At 40.4% G+C, this 16,478-nt stretch carries 16 protein-coding genes and 1 pseudogene; 15 read left to right on the top strand and 2 right to left on the bottom strand.

The genetic code is table 11. The annotated features are described in order from the left end of the window. Positions 1–77: 77 nt before the first annotated feature. Entirely contained in the window at positions 78–1,319 is a 1,242-nt protein-coding gene (gene pbp3, locus HMPREF2837_RS00500) for a D-alanyl-D-alanine carboxypeptidase PBP3 (protein ID WP_049549307.1), read from the bottom strand. Between the two features lie 105 nt (positions 1,320–1,424). Between pbp3 and HMPREF2837_RS00495 the strand changes: the two genes are divergently transcribed. The 15 genes from HMPREF2837_RS00495 to HMPREF2837_RS00425 all read left to right on the top strand — a co-directional run bounded on the left by HMPREF2837_RS00495 (position 1,425) and on the right by HMPREF2837_RS00425 (position 15,548). Beyond that, the gene (locus tag HMPREF2837_RS00495) at positions 1,425–2,534 is read left to right on the top strand and encodes an AI-2E family transporter (protein ID WP_049549308.1); all 1,110 of its coding nucleotides are present in this window, start codon (positions 1,425–1,427) and stop codon (positions 2,532–2,534) included. A 412-nt stretch (positions 2,535–2,946) separates the two neighbouring features. Then, positions 2,947–4,143, top strand: coding sequence for an elongation factor Tu (tuf, locus tag HMPREF2837_RS00490; protein WP_001040718.1), 1,197 nt, complete (start codon positions 2,947–2,949; stop codon positions 4,141–4,143). A 157-nt stretch (positions 4,144–4,300) separates the two neighbouring features. Beyond that, on the top strand, positions 4,301–5,410 hold the full coding sequence (gene proB / locus HMPREF2837_RS00485; protein ID WP_049549309.1) for a glutamate 5-kinase: 1,110 nt from the start codon (positions 4,301–4,303) through the stop codon (positions 5,408–5,410). 9 nt (positions 5,411–5,419) lie between these two features. Beyond that, complete coding sequence (locus HMPREF2837_RS00480) at positions 5,420–6,682, top strand: glutamate-5-semialdehyde dehydrogenase (protein ID WP_049549310.1); 1,263 nt, start codon at positions 5,420–5,422, stop codon at positions 6,680–6,682. A gap of 3 nt (positions 6,683–6,685) precedes the next feature. Then, positions 6,686–7,483, top strand: a complete 798-nt coding sequence (gene proC, locus HMPREF2837_RS00475) for a pyrroline-5-carboxylate reductase (protein ID WP_075230504.1) — start codon at positions 6,686–6,688, stop codon at positions 7,481–7,483. Between the two features lie 118 nt (positions 7,484–7,601). Further along, positions 7,602–8,240: a dTMP kinase gene (gene tmk, locus HMPREF2837_RS00470; protein ID WP_049549312.1), complete on the top strand. Its 639-nt coding sequence runs from the start codon at positions 7,602–7,604 to the stop codon at positions 8,238–8,240. After that, on the top strand, positions 8,237–9,127 hold the full coding sequence (locus HMPREF2837_RS00465; protein WP_049549313.1) for a DNA polymerase III subunit delta': 891 nt from the start codon (positions 8,237–8,239) through the stop codon (positions 9,125–9,127). Before tmk ends, HMPREF2837_RS00465 begins: the two co-directional genes overlap by 4 nt. A gap of 29 nt (positions 9,128–9,156) precedes the next feature. Then, a complete protein-coding gene (gene yabA / locus HMPREF2837_RS00460; RefSeq protein WP_001034369.1) occupies positions 9,157–9,474 on the top strand; it encodes a DNA replication initiation control protein YabA in 318 nt (105 codons plus the stop codon). A gap of 2 nt (positions 9,475–9,476) precedes the next feature. Further along, positions 9,477–10,355 carry a 16S rRNA (cytidine(1402)-2'-O)-methyltransferase gene (gene rsmI, locus HMPREF2837_RS00455; protein WP_075230503.1) on the top strand — a complete coding sequence of 293 codons (879 nt, stop codon included), beginning with the start codon at positions 9,477–9,479 and terminating at the stop codon, positions 10,353–10,355. Positions 10,356–10,489: 134 nt separating this feature from the next. Then, positions 10,490–11,824, top strand: a complete 1,335-nt coding sequence (gene trmFO / locus HMPREF2837_RS00450; RefSeq protein WP_075230502.1) for a methylenetetrahydrofolate--tRNA-(uracil(54)-C(5))-methyltransferase (FADH(2)-oxidizing) TrmFO — start codon at positions 10,490–10,492, stop codon at positions 11,822–11,824. 86 nt (positions 11,825–11,910) lie between these two features. Next, positions 11,911–12,645 (top strand): UMP kinase, encoded by a 735-nt coding sequence (pyrH, locus tag HMPREF2837_RS00445; RefSeq protein WP_075230501.1) that lies wholly within the window; start codon positions 11,911–11,913, stop codon positions 12,643–12,645. Positions 12,646–12,654: 9 nt separating this feature from the next. Further along, positions 12,655–13,212: a ribosome recycling factor gene (gene frr, locus HMPREF2837_RS00440; protein ID WP_075230500.1), complete on the top strand. Its 558-nt coding sequence runs from the start codon at positions 12,655–12,657 to the stop codon at positions 13,210–13,212. Positions 13,213–13,272: 60 nt separating this feature from the next. Then, on the top strand, positions 13,273–14,127 hold the full coding sequence (gene cvfB / locus HMPREF2837_RS00435; protein WP_075230499.1) for an RNA-binding virulence regulatory protein CvfB: 855 nt from the start codon (positions 13,273–13,275) through the stop codon (positions 14,125–14,127). An 8-nt stretch (positions 14,128–14,135) separates the two neighbouring features. After that, positions 14,136–14,351 carry a YozE family protein gene (locus tag HMPREF2837_RS00430; protein WP_049549317.1) on the top strand — a complete coding sequence of 72 codons (216 nt, stop codon included), beginning with the start codon at positions 14,136–14,138 and terminating at the stop codon, positions 14,349–14,351. A 210-nt stretch (positions 14,352–14,561) separates the two neighbouring features. After that, on the top strand, positions 14,562–15,548 hold the full coding sequence (locus HMPREF2837_RS00425) for a PhoH family protein (RefSeq protein ID WP_049549318.1): 987 nt from the start codon (positions 14,562–14,564) through the stop codon (positions 15,546–15,548). On the opposite strand, the pseudogene HMPREF2837_RS10540 reads toward HMPREF2837_RS00425, so the two are convergent. Next, positions 15,447–16,433: pseudogene (locus tag HMPREF2837_RS10540) on the bottom strand (transposase). The gene HMPREF2837_RS00425 and the pseudogene HMPREF2837_RS10540 overlap by 102 nt on opposite strands. Between the last annotated feature and the right edge of the window lie 45 nt (positions 16,434–16,478).

The following is a 16,478-nucleotide window of genomic DNA, read 5'->3' as shown; positions in this document are numbered from 1 at the left end:
GAGCCCACTCAACCACTGCGTCTTGCTCGACAATTCAAATACAATTGAGAGGCTAGGACTTTTGTCCCAACCTCTTTTTATAATTTTTCATTAACAAATCGAACAAAGCGATTCCACCAAATTTTTAAGAAGAAGGCTTTTTCGACATTTTTTTCTGCGACCATCTCAAAACTCGGTTTGTCAGTTGTAATGTATCCTTGACCAACTAGATCCTTGTCTTCATAAGTCAAATGTCCAACGACAGTTCCTGCCTCTAGTGGAGCAGTGTGTTCAGTCGTGTCCGCTGTGTAAGTAATAGTTGATTGTGTACGACTACCAAGACGTTGAACGATTTTGATATCTTCTTTTGCAACAGCCGTAACAGTATCTTCCTTCCCATCTAATACAGGTGATTTACTATCTTCATAACTTTCTCCTTGCTTGACGATTGTCTGTAGAGAAAAGTTTGATGAGATGTAATCTAAAATAGAAGAAGTAGCTGTGAAGCGTGCATATGGATTAGTATCTTGGTTGTCAGCGTTTAAGACAACAGTGATAATACGCATTCCTTTTTCTACAGTCGTACCTACAAAGGATGCTCCAGCTTTATCAGTCGTACCAGTTTTAAGTCCATCAACACCACCACGATAGGCAGGCATTCCTTCCAACATATAGTTTGTTGAATTAATGGTCATTCCTGCGAAAGTAGATGAAGGTTTCTTGGTAATCTCTAAGACCTGAGGATATTTGAGAATCAGATTACGAGCTACGACAGCAACATCATAAGCGCTCAATTTGTTTTCATCATCTTTCTTTGAACCAGGATAGATATTAGTGCCAAGAGTTTCATTATTGAGCCCAGTTGTGTTGACGAGTGTAGCATCTTGAATTCCCCATTCTTGTAGTTTGGCCTTCATCATATCTACAAAGTCCTTCTCAGAACCGGCAATTTTTTCAGCTAAAGCGATAGCAGCACTGTTCGCACTAGATACTAAAGTAGCTTCTAATAACTCTTCAACAGTGTAATTTCTAGCTTCCATGGGAACGTTACTCGCTTCAGAATTGGTAGTGAGCTGGTAGGGATAATCTGAGATTTCTACAGGAGTAGAAAGGGTGATTTTCCCTTGTTCCAAGGCTTCATAGACTAGATAAACAGTGAGGATTTTACTGATAGAAGCTATTTCAACAGGTTGAGTAGCATCTTTTTCATATAAAATCTTTCCACTGTTAGCCTCAACAGCAATAGCATGTTTTGCAGCTACATCAAAATCCTGGGCCGAAACAGTTGTAGCCGAACCGAATAAAAATAATGTGATTAAGGTTAAAAATAATTTCTTCATAGTAACTTTATTCTATCACAAAGACAAAAGATATTCTTGTTTTTGTGATGAAAGTTATCAATCTTTTTCGAAATATGGTAAAATAGGGAAAAGAGGAGGTGGCCTATGTTTCGGAGAAACAAACTATTCTTCTGGACAACTGAAATTCTACTAATAACCTTAATTTTCTATCTATGGAAAGAAATGGGTGCTATTATTACACCCTTTGTCAGTGTTGCAAATACAATCATGATTCCTTTTTTACTGGGAGGATTTTTGTATTATCTAACCAACCCAATTGTTATCTTTTTAGAGAAGGAATGCAAAATCAATCGAATCATTGGGATTTTGTTAACCCTTTGTGCCTTAGTTTGTGCACTCGTACTTAGTTTTGTTTATCTGCTGCCGATTTTGATTAATCAGTTAAGTAGCTTAATTTACTCGAGTCAAAACATTTACGGTCGTCTTCAAGATTTAGTCATTGAGTTATCAAAACATCCAGCCCTGCAAAATCTAGATATCCAACAAACTATTCAGCAACTGAACCTCTCTTATGTTGATATTTTGCAAAATATCTTGAACAGTGTGACAAATAGTGTTGGAAGTGTTCTATCTGCACTCGTAAGCACTGTATTGATTATCATCATGACACCAGTTTTCTTGATTTACTTCTTACTTGATGGGCATAAATTTTTACCCATGCTAGAAAGAACTGTATTAAAACGAGATAAATTGAACATATCTGGTTTATTGACAAACCTAAATACAACTATTTCTCGTTACATTAGTGGAGTGTCTATAGATGCAGTTATTATTGGATGTTTAGCTTTTATTGGTTATAGTGTGATTGGTCTAAGATACGCCTTGGTCTTCGCCATTTTTTCTGGATTGGCTAATTTGATTCCGTATGTAGGACCAAGCATTGGCTTGATTCCAATGATCATCTCAAATCTCTTCACCGATCCTCATAAAATGATTATTGCTGTCATTTATATGTTGATTATTCAGCAAGTTGATGGAAATATTTTATATCCACGTATTGTGGGTGGGGTTATGAAGGTTCACCCGATTACTATTTTAGTCTTGCTTTTATTATCAAGTAATATTTATGGTGTGATTGGGATGATTGTTGCTGTTCCAACCTACTCCATTTTAAAAGAGATTGCTAAATTCTTAGCGCGACTGTATGAAAATCATAAGGAAGCACAAGAAGTCAAAAAACATCAATCAGAATAAAGATGTCGGGATAAAAGATTCCGATATCTTTTTTTATCATTGTATCTTTGGCGCTGTAGTTGATTAAACTTTTTATTGGTTTTAAACTCTCAAATCTCTTATGATAAAACTTTAATTTTTCTATACATAATTTTTTATAAACAACTGAATGATTGAAGTCTTTCGAGGTTGGAAATAGGCAATTCAGACTTGGGTTATTGATTTATGGTCTATCGCTTTTTGCTAAAATAAGCCTATTTATAGATATTTTAAATAAATTGGTAGAGGAAGTAGAGCAAGAATAAGAATAATTCACAAAAACTTTGTAAAACACTTGCAATTTAGCTGAAATTTGATAAAATAGTAAGGAAAGTTAGACTGTATTGCCTACTGTCTATCTATAAAATATATTTTATTGGAGGCTTTTACTCAAATGGCAAAAGAAAAATACGATCGTAGTAAACCACACGTTAACATTGGTACTATCGGACACGTTGACCACGGTAAAACTACCCTAACTGCAGCTATCACAACTGTTTTGGCACGTCGCTTGCCTTCAGCAGTTAACCAACCTAAAGACTATGCGTCTATCGATGCTGCTCCAGAAGAACGCGAACGCGGTATCACAATCAACACTGCGCACGTTGAGTACGAAACTGAAAAACGTCACTACGCTCACATCGACGCTCCAGGACACGCGGACTACGTTAAAAACATGATCACTGGTGCCGCTCAAATGGACGGAGCTATCCTTGTAGTAGCTTCAACTGACGGACCAATGCCACAAACTCGTGAGCACATCCTTCTTTCACGTCAGGTTGGAGTTAAACACCTTATCGTCTTCATGAACAAGATCGACTTGGTTGACGACGAAGAATTGCTTGAATTGGTTGAAATGGAAATCCGTGACCTTCTTTCAGAATACGACTTCCCAGGTGACGATCTTCCAGTTATCCAAGGTTCAGCTCTTAAAGCTCTTGAAGGTGACTCTAAATACGAAGATATCATCATGGAATTGATGAACACTGTTGATGAGTACATTCCAGAACCAGAACGTGACACTGACAAACCATTGCTTCTTCCAGTCGAAGACGTATTCTCAATCACTGGACGTGGTACAGTTGCTTCAGGACGTATCGACCGTGGTACTGTTCGTGTCAACGACGAAATCGAAATCGTTGGTATCAAAGAAGAAACTAAAAAAGCAGTTGTTACTGGTGTTGAAATGTTCCGTAAACAACTTGACGAAGGTCTTGCAGGAGATAACGTAGGTGTCCTTCTTCGTGGTGTTCAACGTGATGAAATCGAACGTGGACAAGTTATCGCTAAACCAGGTTCAATCAACCCACACACTAAATTCAAAGGTGAAGTTTACATCCTTACTAAAGAAGAAGGAGGACGTCACACTCCATTCTTCAACAACTACCGCCCACAATTCTACTTCCGTACTACTGACGTTACAGGTTCAATCGAACTTCCAGCAGGTACTGAAATGGTAATGCCAGGTGATAACGTGACAATCGACGTTGAGTTGATCCACCCAATCGCCGTAGAACAAGGTACTACATTCTCTATCCGTGAGGGTGGACGTACTGTTGGTTCAGGTATGGTTACAGAAATCGAAGCTTAATTCGATTTAGTTCCCAGAAGAACAATTATTTAAGTCAGACACTAAAAGAATCTTGCTTTGCAAGGTTCTTTTTTTTCGATCAAAAGTGAGAGAGTTCCTTTTTTACAATTTCATAAAATCATGGTAAAATGGTTAAATATTAAATTTGGAGAGAAATATGAAGTACAAGCGTATCGTATTTAAAGTGGGGACTTCATCTTTGACTCATAAAGATGGAAGTTTATCTCGCAGTAAAGTAAAAGCAATTACACAGCAGCTTGCAATGCTACATGAAGCTGGTCATGAGCTGATTTTAGTATCTTCGGGGGCTATTGCGGCAGGTTTTGGAGCCTTGGGATTTAAGAAACGACCGACAAAGATTGCGGATAAGCAGGCTTCAGCGGCGGTTGGTCAAGGATTGCTTCTGGAAGAATATACAACAAATTTGCTCTTAAGACAGATTGTTTCAGCGCAAATCTTGCTAACTCAGGATGATTTTGTCGATAAGCGACGTTATAAAAATGCCCATCAAGCTTTATCAGTCCTTCTTAATCGTGGTGCAATTCCTATTATCAATGAAAATGACAGTGTCGTTATTGATGAGCTCAAGGTCGGGGATAATGATACGCTCAGTGCTCAGGTAGCTGCAATGGTGCAGGCAGATCTTTTGGTTCTCTTAACAGATGTAGACGGTCTTTATACTGGTAATCCTAACTCGGATCCAAGAGCTAAACGCTTGGAGCGAATCGAGACCATCAATCGTGAAATTATCGATATGGCTGGCGAAGCAGGTTCATCTAATGGAACTGGAGGTATGCTGACTAAGATAAAGGCAGCGACCATTGCGACAGAGTCAGGAGTACCTGTTTATATTTGTTCATCCTTGAAAGCTGATGCTATGATAGAGGCAGCAGAGAAGACCAAGGATGGTTCCTACTTTGCTGCGCAAGAGAAGGGACTTCGTACCCAAAAACAATGGCTGGCCTTTTATGCTCAGAGTCAAGGTTCTATTTGGGTTGATAAAGGGGCTGCAGAAGCTCTCTCTCAACATGGAAAGAGTCTTCTCTTATCTGGTATCGTTGAAGCAGAAGGCGCCTTTTCTTACGGTGATATCGTGACAGTATTTGACAAGGAAAGTGGAAAATCACTTGGAAAAGGGCGTGTGCAATTTGGTGCATCTGCTTTGGAGGATATGTTGCGTTCTCAAAAAGCCAAGGGTGTCTTGATTCACCGTGATGACTGGATTTCCATTACTCCTGAAATCCAACTACTCTTTACAGAATTTTAGAGGTAAACTATGGTAAGTACACAAGAACAATTTGAACTGGTACAAGCTGTTAAAAAATCAATTAACACAGCTAGTGAAGAGGTGAAAAACCAAGCCTTGCTAGCTATGGCTGAAAGTTTATTAGCAGCTACTGAAGAGATTTTATCAGCTAATGCTCGAGATATGGAAGCAGCTAAGGGGAAAATATCAGATGTTATGCTCGATCGTCTTTATTTGGATGCAAGTCGTATCCAAGCGATGGCAACAGGCATTCTTGATGTGGTTGCTTTACCAGATCCAATCGGTGAAGTTTTAGAAACCAATCATCTTGAAAATGGTTTGGTTATCACCAAAAAACGTGTGGCCATGGGTGTTATCGGTATTATCTATGAAAGCCGTCCAAATGTGACGTCTGACGCAGCTGCTTTGGCTCTTAAGAGTGGAAATGCTGTGGTCCTACGTAGTGGTAAGGATGCCTACCAAACTGCCCATGCTATTGTCACAGCCTTGAAAAAAGGCTTGGAGACAACCACTATTCATCCAGATGTCATTCAATTAGTAGAAGATACTAGCCGTGAAAGTAGTTATGCCATGATGAAGGCCAAGGGCTATCTAGATCTTCTTATTCCTCGTGGAGGGGCTGGCTTGATCGATGCTGTCGTTGAGAATGCTATTGTGCCAGTTATCGAGACAGGGACTGGGATTGTCCATGTCTATGTGGATAAGGATGCAGACGAAGACAAGGCTCTGTCTATCATCAACAATGCTAAAACTAGTCGTCCCTCTGTTTGCAATGCCATGGAGGTTCTACTTGTTCATGAAGACAAGGTAGCAAGCTTCCTTCCTCGCTTGGAGCAAGTTCTGGTTGCCGATCGAAAAGAAGCTGGGTTGGAACCAATTCAATTCCGCTTGGATAGCAAAGCAAGCCAGTTTGTTTCAGGTCAAGCAGCTGAAGCCCAAGACTTTGACACCGAGTTTTTAGACTATATCCTAGCGGTTAAGGTCGTGAGTAGTTTAGAAGAAGCGGTTGAGCATATTGAAGCCCACAGTACCCATCATTCGGACGCCATTGTGACAGAAAATGCTGAGGCTGCAACTTACTTTACAGATCAAGTAGACTCTGCAGCGGTTTATGTCAATGCCTCAACTCGTTTCACAGATGGAGGCCAATTTGGTCTTGGTTGTGAAATGGGGATTTCTACTCAGAAACTACATGCGCGTGGTCCAATGGGCTTGAAGGAATTGACCAGCTACAAATATGTAGTTACTGGTGATGGACAGATAAGGGAGTAAGAGATGAAGATTGGATTTATCGGCTTGGGGGATATGGGTTCCAGCTTAGCTAAAGCTGTCTTGCAAGCAAAAACTGGTCATCAGATTTTCCTTGCCAATCGTAGTCAAGCCAAGGTGGATGCTTTTATTACCAACTTCGGTGGTCTGGCTTCTAGCAATGACGAAATCTTTGCAGAAGCAGATGTGATTTTTCTTGGAGTGAAGCCAGCTCAATTCTCTGAACTACTTACTCAATATCAGACCATCCTTGAGAAACGAGAAAGTCTTCTTTTGATTTCTATGGCCGCTGGTTTGACCTTGGAAAAACTCGCTAGTCTTCTTCCAAGTCAGCACCGGATTATTCGCATCATGCCTAATACACCTGTTGCTATTGGTCGAGGAGTGATTAGCTATGCCTTGTCTGCAAATTGTAATCCAGAAGACAATGAACTTTTTTGTCAACTTTTATCCAAGGCTGGCCAGTTAGTTGAAATAAGTGATGGTTTAATAGATGCTGCGACAGGGCTTGCAGGTTGTGGGCCTGCCTTTGTCTATCTTTTTATCGAAGCATTGGCGGATGCAGGAGTTCAGACAGGATTGCCAAGAGAAATGGCTCTGAAAATGGCGGCTCAAACAGTAGTTGGTGCAGGTCAAATGGTACTAGAAAGTCAGCAACATCCTGGAGTCTTGAAAGATCAAGTTTGTAGCCCAGGTGGTTCGACCATTGCTGGTGTAGCAAGTCTAGAAGAACATGCTTTTAGAGGAACCGTTATGGACGCTGTCAACCAAGCCTACAAAAGAACTCAAGAATTAGGCAAATAAGAGGTGAGAGTTAAAACTCAACCTCTTTTTTATTACAAAGAGCGAAATGAAAAAAGCTTTTCACAAATCCCTATTTTTTTGATAGAATAGAAGAGAGAAAAATAGAAATGAGTCAGACATGTCAAAAGGATTTTTAGTCTCTCTTGAGGGACCAGAGGGAGCGGGGAAAACAAGCGTTCTTGAAGCCATAATCCCTATATTAGAGGATAAGGGAATAGAAGTTTTAAGCACTCGTGAACCAGGCGGGGTTTTGATTGGAGAGAAGATTCGTGAAGTGATTCTAGATCCTAGTCATACTGAAATGGATCCTAAGACGGAGCTTCTCCTCTATATTGCCAGTCGTCGACAACACTTGGTGGAAAAGGTCTTACCAGCACTTGCAGCTGGAAAACTGGTTATTATGGACCGCTTTATTGACAGTTCAGTTGCCTATCAGGGATTTGGCCGTGGTTTAGATATAGAAGCGATTGATTGGCTTAATGAGTTTGCGACTGATGGACTGAAACCTGATTTGACTCTTTATTTTGATATTGAGGTCGAAGAGGGACTGGCACGTATTGCTGCCAACAGTGATCGGGAGATCAATCGTTTGGACATGGAAGGTCTGGATCTACATCGAAAAGTCCGTCAGGGTTATCTATCTCTTTTGGAAAAGGAAGCAGACCGCATTGTAAAAATTGATGCTAGCCTACCACTTGATCAAGTGATTGCGAACACGCAGCAGCTACTTTTTGACAGGATGGGATTAAGGAGATGAAACAAGAGCAATTAAGAGCTTGTCAACCTTTACAATTTGAACGATTTGTTCATATCTTAGAGCAAGGGCAGCTCAATCACGCCTATCTCTTTTCAGGTAATTTTGGAAGTTTAGAGATGGCCCTTTTCTTGTCTAAAAGTCTCTTTTGTAGTGAGAAAACTGGTATTTTTCCTTGTGAAAAATGTCGGAATTGTAAATTGATCGAGCAGGAAGAGCTTCCTGATGTGACTATAATTAAACCTTTGAATCAAGTCATTAAGACGGAGCGTATCCGAGAATTAGTTGGACAATTTGCCCAGTCTGGTATTGAAAACCAACGGCAGGTCTTTATTATCGAACAAGCAGAAAAAATGCATGTGAACGCTGCAAATTCTCTTTTAAAGGTTATTGAAGAACCACAGAGCGAAATCTACATATTCTTTTTGACTGATGATGAGGAACAGATGTTACCAACGATTCGAAGTCGGACACAGATTTTCCAATTTAAGAAGCATGTCTCTAGTTTAATGTCACAGCTTGAAGAGGCTGGTTTAGTAAAAAATAAAGCCAAGCTATTAGCTCAGTTTAGTCAATCGCAGGTAGAGGCTGATAAGCTTGTCCATCAAGCAGGATTTTGGACACTAGTAGATGAAAGTGAACGCCTCTTTTCTTGGCTTTTAGCCTCAAAAAAGGAATCTTACTTGCAAGTTGCAAAATTAACGAGTTTGGCTGATGAAAAAGAAAAGCAAGATCAAGTGCTCAGGATTTTAGAGGTATTAGCTGGCCAGGAGGTTCTCAATGTTTCTGCGCGGAACATCTTGAAAAATCTCGTCCAAACTCGAAAAATGTGGCGGGCCAATGTTAGCTTTCAAAACGCTTTGGAATACCTGGTTTTACAAAAAAATTAAAGTGAAGATAGATTATAGAAAGGGCTGTAATGAATAAAAAAGAATTATTTGATGCTTTAGATGACTTTTCACAGCAATTGTTGGTAACCTTGGCAGACGTTGAAGCTATCAAGAAAAATCTCAAGAGTCTGGTAGAGGAAAATACAGCTCTTCGTTTAGAAAATGATAAACTGAGAGAACGTTTGGGAGAGGTTGAGGAGACAGCTCCAGCCAAAACGAAACATGTAAGGGAAAATGTCCGTCGCATTTATGAGGATGGTTTTCATGTTTGTCGTGACTTTTATGGTCAACGTCGGGAGCAAGATGCAGAATGTATGTTTTGTGATGAGTTGTTATTTAGGGAGTAAGTATGCAGATTCAAAAGAGTTTTAAGGGACAAACTCCCTACGGCAAGCTTTATCTAGTCGCAACGCCAATCGGTAATCTAGATGATATGACTTTTCGCTCCATTCAGACCTTGAAAGAGGTTGACTGGATCGCGGCAGAAGATACTCGTAATACGGGACTTTTGCTCAAGCATTTTGAGATTTCAACCAAGCAAATCAGTTTTCACGAACATAATGCCAAGGAAAAAATTTCTGATTTGATTGGTTTGTTGAAACAAGGTCAAAATCTTGCCCAAGTATCTGATGCAGGGATGCCTAGTATTTCTGACCCGGGGCATGATTTGGTCAAGGCTGCCATTGAAGAAGATATCGCAGTTGTCACAGTTCCAGGAGCTAGTGCAGGGATTTCTGCCTTGATTGCCAGTGGCTTAGCACCACAACCTCACATTTTTTATGGTTTCTTACCACGAAAATCAGGCCAGCAAAAGCAGTTTTTCGAAGCGAAAAAAGCTTATCCAGAGACCCAGATTTTCTATGAATCTCCTCACCGTGTAGCGGATACACTGGAGAATATGCTAGAAGTTTATGGTGACCGTCCAGTAGTTCTGGTTCGCGAATTGACCAAGATTTATGAAGAATACCAACGAGGTAAGATTACAGAGTTACTAGAAAGTATTTCTGAAACACCACTTAAGGGCGAGTGTCTTCTCATTGTAGAGGGTGCTAGTCAAGAAGTAGAGGATAAGGATGAAGAGGATTTATTTTCTGAGATACAGGACCGCATTCATCAAGGTATGAAGAAAAATCAGGCCATTAAGGAAGTTGCAAAGATTTACCAATGGAACAAAAGCCAGCTCTACGCTGCTTATCACGAATGGGAAGACAATCAATCCAATGACTAAACAGGGAAGTTTGCCTTCTTCCCTTTTTTTGTTATACTAGAAGAAGAAAAAAATAGAAAGATTTGTGGGTGTCAAACAGTCTAGTGACTTGTTCTGGAATGAACTTAAGTTTCACCCAAAGAGGTATTAGTGTCGTGTCTCAATCTTATATCAATGTTATCGGTGCGGGCTTGGCGGGTTCTGAAGCAGCCTACCAAATCGCAGAGCGTGGTATTCCAGTTAAACTTTATGAAATGCGTGGTGTCAAGTCAACACCACAACACAAAACTGACAATTTTGCAGAGTTGGTCTGCTCTAACTCTTTACGTGGAGATGCTCTTACAAATGCTGTCGGCCTCCTCAAAGAAGAAATGCGTCGCCTAGGTTCTCTTATCTTGGAATCGGCAGAAGCAACACGAGTTCCTGCTGGTGGTGCTCTCGCGGTTGACCGTGATGGTTTCTCTCAAATGGTTACTGAAAAGATTGCCAACCATCCCTTGATTGAAGTGGTACGTGACGAAATCACAGAATTGCCAACGGATGCTATTACAGTTGTAGCGACTGGACCTTTGACTAGTGATACCCTTGCTGAGAAAATTCATGCTCTTAATGGCGGTGACGGTTTTTATTTCTACGATGCTGCAGCGCCTATTGTGGATGTTAATACGATTGATATGAACAAGGTTTATCTCAAATCTCGTTATGATAAGGGAGAAGCAGCCTATCTCAATGCTCCTATGACCAAACAAGAATTTATGGATTTCCATGAAGCCTTGGTTAATGCAGAAGAAGCGCCTCTCAATTCTTTTGAAAAAGAAAAATACTTTGAAGGCTGTATGCCAATCGAGGTCATGGCTAAACGGGGTATCAAAACCATGCTCTATGGCCCAATGAAACCAGTTGGTCTAGAATATCCAGAAGATTACAAGGGACCTCGTGATGGAGACTTTAAAACCCCTTATGCAGTCGTTCAGCTTCGTCAGGATAATGCGGCTGGAAGTCTCTACAATATCGTGGGTTTCCAGACTCACCTCAAATGGGGAGAGCAGAAGCGTGTCTTCCAAATGATTCCAGGTCTTGAAAATGCTGAGTTTGTACGTTATGGTGTCATGCACCGCAATTCTTATATGGATTCACCGAATCTTCTTGAGCAGACTTATCGTTCTAAGAAACAACCAAACCTCTTCTTTGCTGGTCAGATGACGGGTGTGGAAGGCTATGTTGAGTCCGCAGCGTCAGGCTTAGTTGCGGGAATTAACGCGGCTCGTCTCTTCAAGGGAGAAAGCGAGGCTATTTTTCCAGAGACGACAGCGATTGGAAGCTTAGCTCATTACATCACCCATGCTGACAGCAAACACTTCCAGCCAATGAACGTCAATTTCGGCATTATCAAGGAGTTGGAAGGTGAACGCATTCGTGATAAGAAGGCTCGTTATGAAAAAATTGCAGAGCGTGCCTTGGCTGATTTAGAGGAATTTTTAACTATCTAATTTTTTTAAAAGAAATACTCATGATACTATAAAAATCTTAGAAATTGTGATAAAATAGTTTGAATAAAATAAAGGAGCGAAGTCAGGTGGAACCCAAATATAAACGTATTTTGATTAAGTTATCAGGTGAGGCCCTTGCTGGCGAGCGTGGTGTCGGAATTGATATCAAAACTGTTCAAGCAATGGCTCAAGAAATTCAAGAAGTACATAGCTTAGGAATTGAGATTGCTCTCGTAATCGGAGGAGGAAATCTCTGGCGTGGAGAACCTGCTGCAGAAGCTGGAATGGATCGTGTACAAGCAGACTATACAGGAATGCTTGGAACCGTTATGAATGCTCTTGTGATGGCAGATTCATTGCAACAAGTTGGTGTGGATACACGTGTTCAAACAGCCATTGCCATGCAACAAGTAGCAGAACCTTACGTTCGTGGTCGTGCCCTTCGTCATCTTGAAAAAGGACGTATTGTTATCTTTGGTGCGGGAATTGGTTCACCATACTTCTCAACAGATACAACAGCAGCCCTTCGTGCAGCTGAAATTGAAGCGGACGCTATCTTGATGGCTAAGAATGGGGTTGATGGTGTCTACAATGCTGATCCTAAAAAAGATAAGACAGCCGTTAAATTTGAAGAATTGACTCACCGTGATGTCATTAACAAAGGGCTTCGTATCATGGACTCAACAGCTTCTACACTTTCAATGGATAATGATATTGACTTGGTAGTTTTCAACATGAACCAACCAGGAAATATTAAACGTGTTGTATTTGGTGAAAATATCGGAACTACAGTTTCAAATAATATCGAAGAAAAGGAATAAGAAATCATTATGGCAAACGCAATCGTAGAAAAAGCAAAAGAGAGAATGACCCAATCTCACCACTCACTTGCTCGTGAGTTTGGAAGTATTCGTGCTGGCCGTGCTAATGCTAGCTTGCTTGACCGCATCCACGTTGAGTACTATGGTGTTGAAACACCACTTAACCAAATTGCTTCTATCACAATCCCAGAAGCGCGTGTCTTGTTGGTAACACCATTTGACAAATCATCTTTGAAAGATATCGAACGTGCTTTGAATGCTTCAGACTTAGGTATTACACCAGCTAACGATGGTTCTGTTATTCGCTTGGTAATCCCAGCTCTTACAGAAGAAACTCGTCGCGATCTTGCTAAAGAAGTGAAAAAAGTCGGTGAAAGTGCTAAAGTTGCTATCCGTAATATCCGTCGTGATGCTATGGACGAGGCTAAGAAACAAGAAAAAGCAAAAGAAATCACTGAAGACGAATTGAAGACTCTTGAAAAAGATATTCAAAAAGCAACAGACGATGCTGTTAAACACATCGACGAAATGACTGCCAACAAAGAAAAAGAAATCTTGGAAGTCTAAGAAATAAACAGAAAAACTCAGTTGGCATTGCTGGCTGAGTTTTATTCGAAAGAAGGAAATATGAATACAAATCTTGCAAGTTTTATCGTTGGACTCATCATCGATGAAAATGACCGTTTTTACTTTGTTCAAAAGGATGGTCAAACATATGCCCTAGCTAAAGAAGAAGGTCCCCATACAGTTGGTGATACGGTCAAAGGTTTTGCTTATACAGACATGAAGCAAAGACTACGTTTGACAACTATAGAAGTCACTGCAACTCAGGACCAATTTGGTTGGGGAACCGTAACGGAGGTTCGTAAGGATCTTGGGGTTTTTGTTGATACAGGATTACCAGACAAGGAAATCGTTGTGTCACTAGATATTCTCCCTGAACTTAAAGAGCTCTGGCCAAAGAAAGGTGACCAACTTTATATACGTCTTGAAGTAGACAAGAAAGACCGTATCTGGGGAATCTTAGCTTATCAGGAAGACTTCCAACGATTGGCTCGTCCTGCCTACAATAACATGCAGAACCAAAACTGGCCAGCCATTGTTTACCGTCTTAAGCTATCAGGAACCTTTGTCTATTTACCGGAAAATAATATGCTGGGTTTCATCCATCCAAGTGAGCGTTATGCAGAACCTCGTTTGGGGCAAGTGTTAGATGTACGTGTTATTGGCTTCCGTGAGGTGGATCGCACACTTAATCTTTCACTTAAACCTCGCTCTTTTGAGATGTTGGAGAACGATGCGCAGATGATCTTGACTTACTTGGAAAGTAATGGTGGATTTATGACCTTAAATGACAAATCTTCACCAGATGACATTAAAGCAACTTTTGGTATCTCGAAAGGTCAATTCAAAAAAGCACTCGGTGGTTTGATGAAGGCTGGCAAAATCAAGCAAGACCAGTTTGGTACTGAATTAATTTAGGGAGGCTTATGAGAAAATCATTTTATACTTGGCTGATGACCGAGCGCAACCCTAAAAGCAATAGTCCCAAGGCAATTTTAGCGGATCTTGCCTTTGAGGAATCCGCCTTTCCAAAACATACAGATGATTTCGATCAAGTGAGTCGTTTTTTAGAGGAACATGCTAGCTTCTCTTTTAACCTAGGAGATTTTGATTCTATCTGGCAGGAATATTTAGAACATTAAGGCTACCAGATGGGGTTGGGGATAGTAATTTCTCAGCCTCTTTGCTATAATATAGTCATTCAGTTATCTTTTATGAGGATTTTACTTATTTTGGCAAGTATCGTTTACCATTACGAATTGTCAGAGTGATAGGATTTTTGAAAGTTATTTCATACTTAAAAGAAAACAAAAATAATAAAACGAAATAAGAGAATTAGAGAGGTTCTTTGTTTGAAGGAACATTCAATAGATATTCAACTGAGTCATCCAGATGACCTATTTCATCTTTTTGGTTCCAATGAGCGCCATCTTCGTTTGATGGAAGAAGAGCTTGATGTGGTGATCCATGCCCGTACGGAGATTGTCCAGATTTTGGGAGAAGAAGTTGCCTGTGAAGAAGCCCGTCAAGTTATCCAAGCCTTAATGGTCTTGGTTAATCGTGGAATGACTGTTGGAACTCCGGATGTGGTGACAGCCATTACCATGGTTAAGAATAATGAAATCGATAAATTTGTTGCCCTCTATGAAGAAGAGATTATTAAGGATAATACAGGCAAGCCTATCCGTGTTAAAACTTTGGGTCAAAAGCTTTATGTGGATAGTGTCAAGCAACACGATGTGACCTTTGGAATTGGGCCGGCAGGAACAGGTAAGACCTTCTTAGCAGTGACTTTGGCCGTAACAGCTCTCAAGCGTGGGCAAGTCAAGCGTATCATTTTGACACGTCCTGCGGTAGAAGCAGGGGAGAGCTTGGGATTTCTTCCAGGTGATCTCAAGGAAAAGGTCGATCCTTATTTACGACCAGTTTATGACGCCTTGTACCAGATTCTTGGGAAGGATCAAACAACCCGTCTCATGGAACGTGAAATTATTGAAATTGCTCCTCTAGCCTATATGCGTGGGCGTACCTTGGATGATGCCTTTGTCATTCTCGATGAGGCGCAAAATACGACCATCATGCAGATGAAGATGTTCTTGACCCGTCTTGGATTTAATTCTAAGATGATTGTCAATGGGGATATTAGCCAGATTGACCTACCGCGTAATGTAAAGTCAGGTTTGATTGATGCTCAAGAAAAACTTAAGAACATTCACCAAATTGACTTTGTTCATTTCTCAGCCAAGGATGTGGTTCGCCACCCAGTTGTCGCTCAAATTATCAGAGCCTATGAACCTCGACCTGTCAAAGCTGAAGAAAATCAAGAAGAAACAGAATAAGGAAAAAGGACCTAGGCAAAAACTAGCTTCTAAATAAAACCACACAGTGATTTCAGTCTTGAATACAATCAAGCTGAAAGAAACACTGTGTGGTTTTTGAATAGGTGAACGTTTTAGATGCTAGATTCTTTGCCAATTTGGTGAGATTCATGCTCATGAAGATGAATGCTATCTCTGTTGCGACAGCTTGTTTACCTCTGATATGCACTCTGTGCACGCCGAAAACTACCAAAAACGGGTTCTACATCAATTTTCCGTTTGGCATAAATTTGAGAGCCTTCTTCACTATGTAATGTTTGCGTAAGGAGTTCCTTAAAGTAATTCCAAGTTGGATTATAATGGATTTGTTTCTGATTTCCACTATCTGTTTTAACCAACTGTTCTAACTCTGGAGTGTCTTGAACTTTATCCGCCTCATAAATCTTGAAATCACGTTGAAGCCCATACTTGTCAGTTCGACTAGAGCAGTTCTTAAAGGAATAAAATAGGCCATCGGGCTTTATAAACTGGTCCGTGACCTCAAGATATTCCCAGTTCATTGGATTATCTGTGCTCGTTTAGTACTTTTTAGTCAATTTTGATTAGGTTGTTGGCATGTTTACTGGAGCGGAAATTATTAATCGTTTTATAGCTAACATTGGTATCGTGGCTCAACCATTTCATGGGAATGATTTCTTCGTTCAATTGAACGATTTTACGTCCAAAGAACACTTGACGACCATAAGCGAATATGGTCATCTTCATGAGCATGGTTGGACGAAAGGCAGGGCGACCAGTGTGAGAGGTCTATTTCAGTAATACTTGACTAGAGATATTGTCAACAAATAGGCTAATCATTCTCGCTTCGTGAGTTGATGGAATATCGTAGGAATGATTTACTTCCAAACTTAAATGATTTTAGTGGTTCAACTTCATTCCTACTATTCTTGA

This window comes from Streptococcus sp. HMSC071D03 (assembly GCF_001812125.1).
Lineage (GTDB): Bacteria > Bacillota > Bacilli > Lactobacillales > Streptococcaceae > Streptococcus > Streptococcus pseudopneumoniae_N.
Note: the sequence above shows the minus strand (reverse complement) of the source record. Positions and strands in the feature narration are given on the sequence as shown.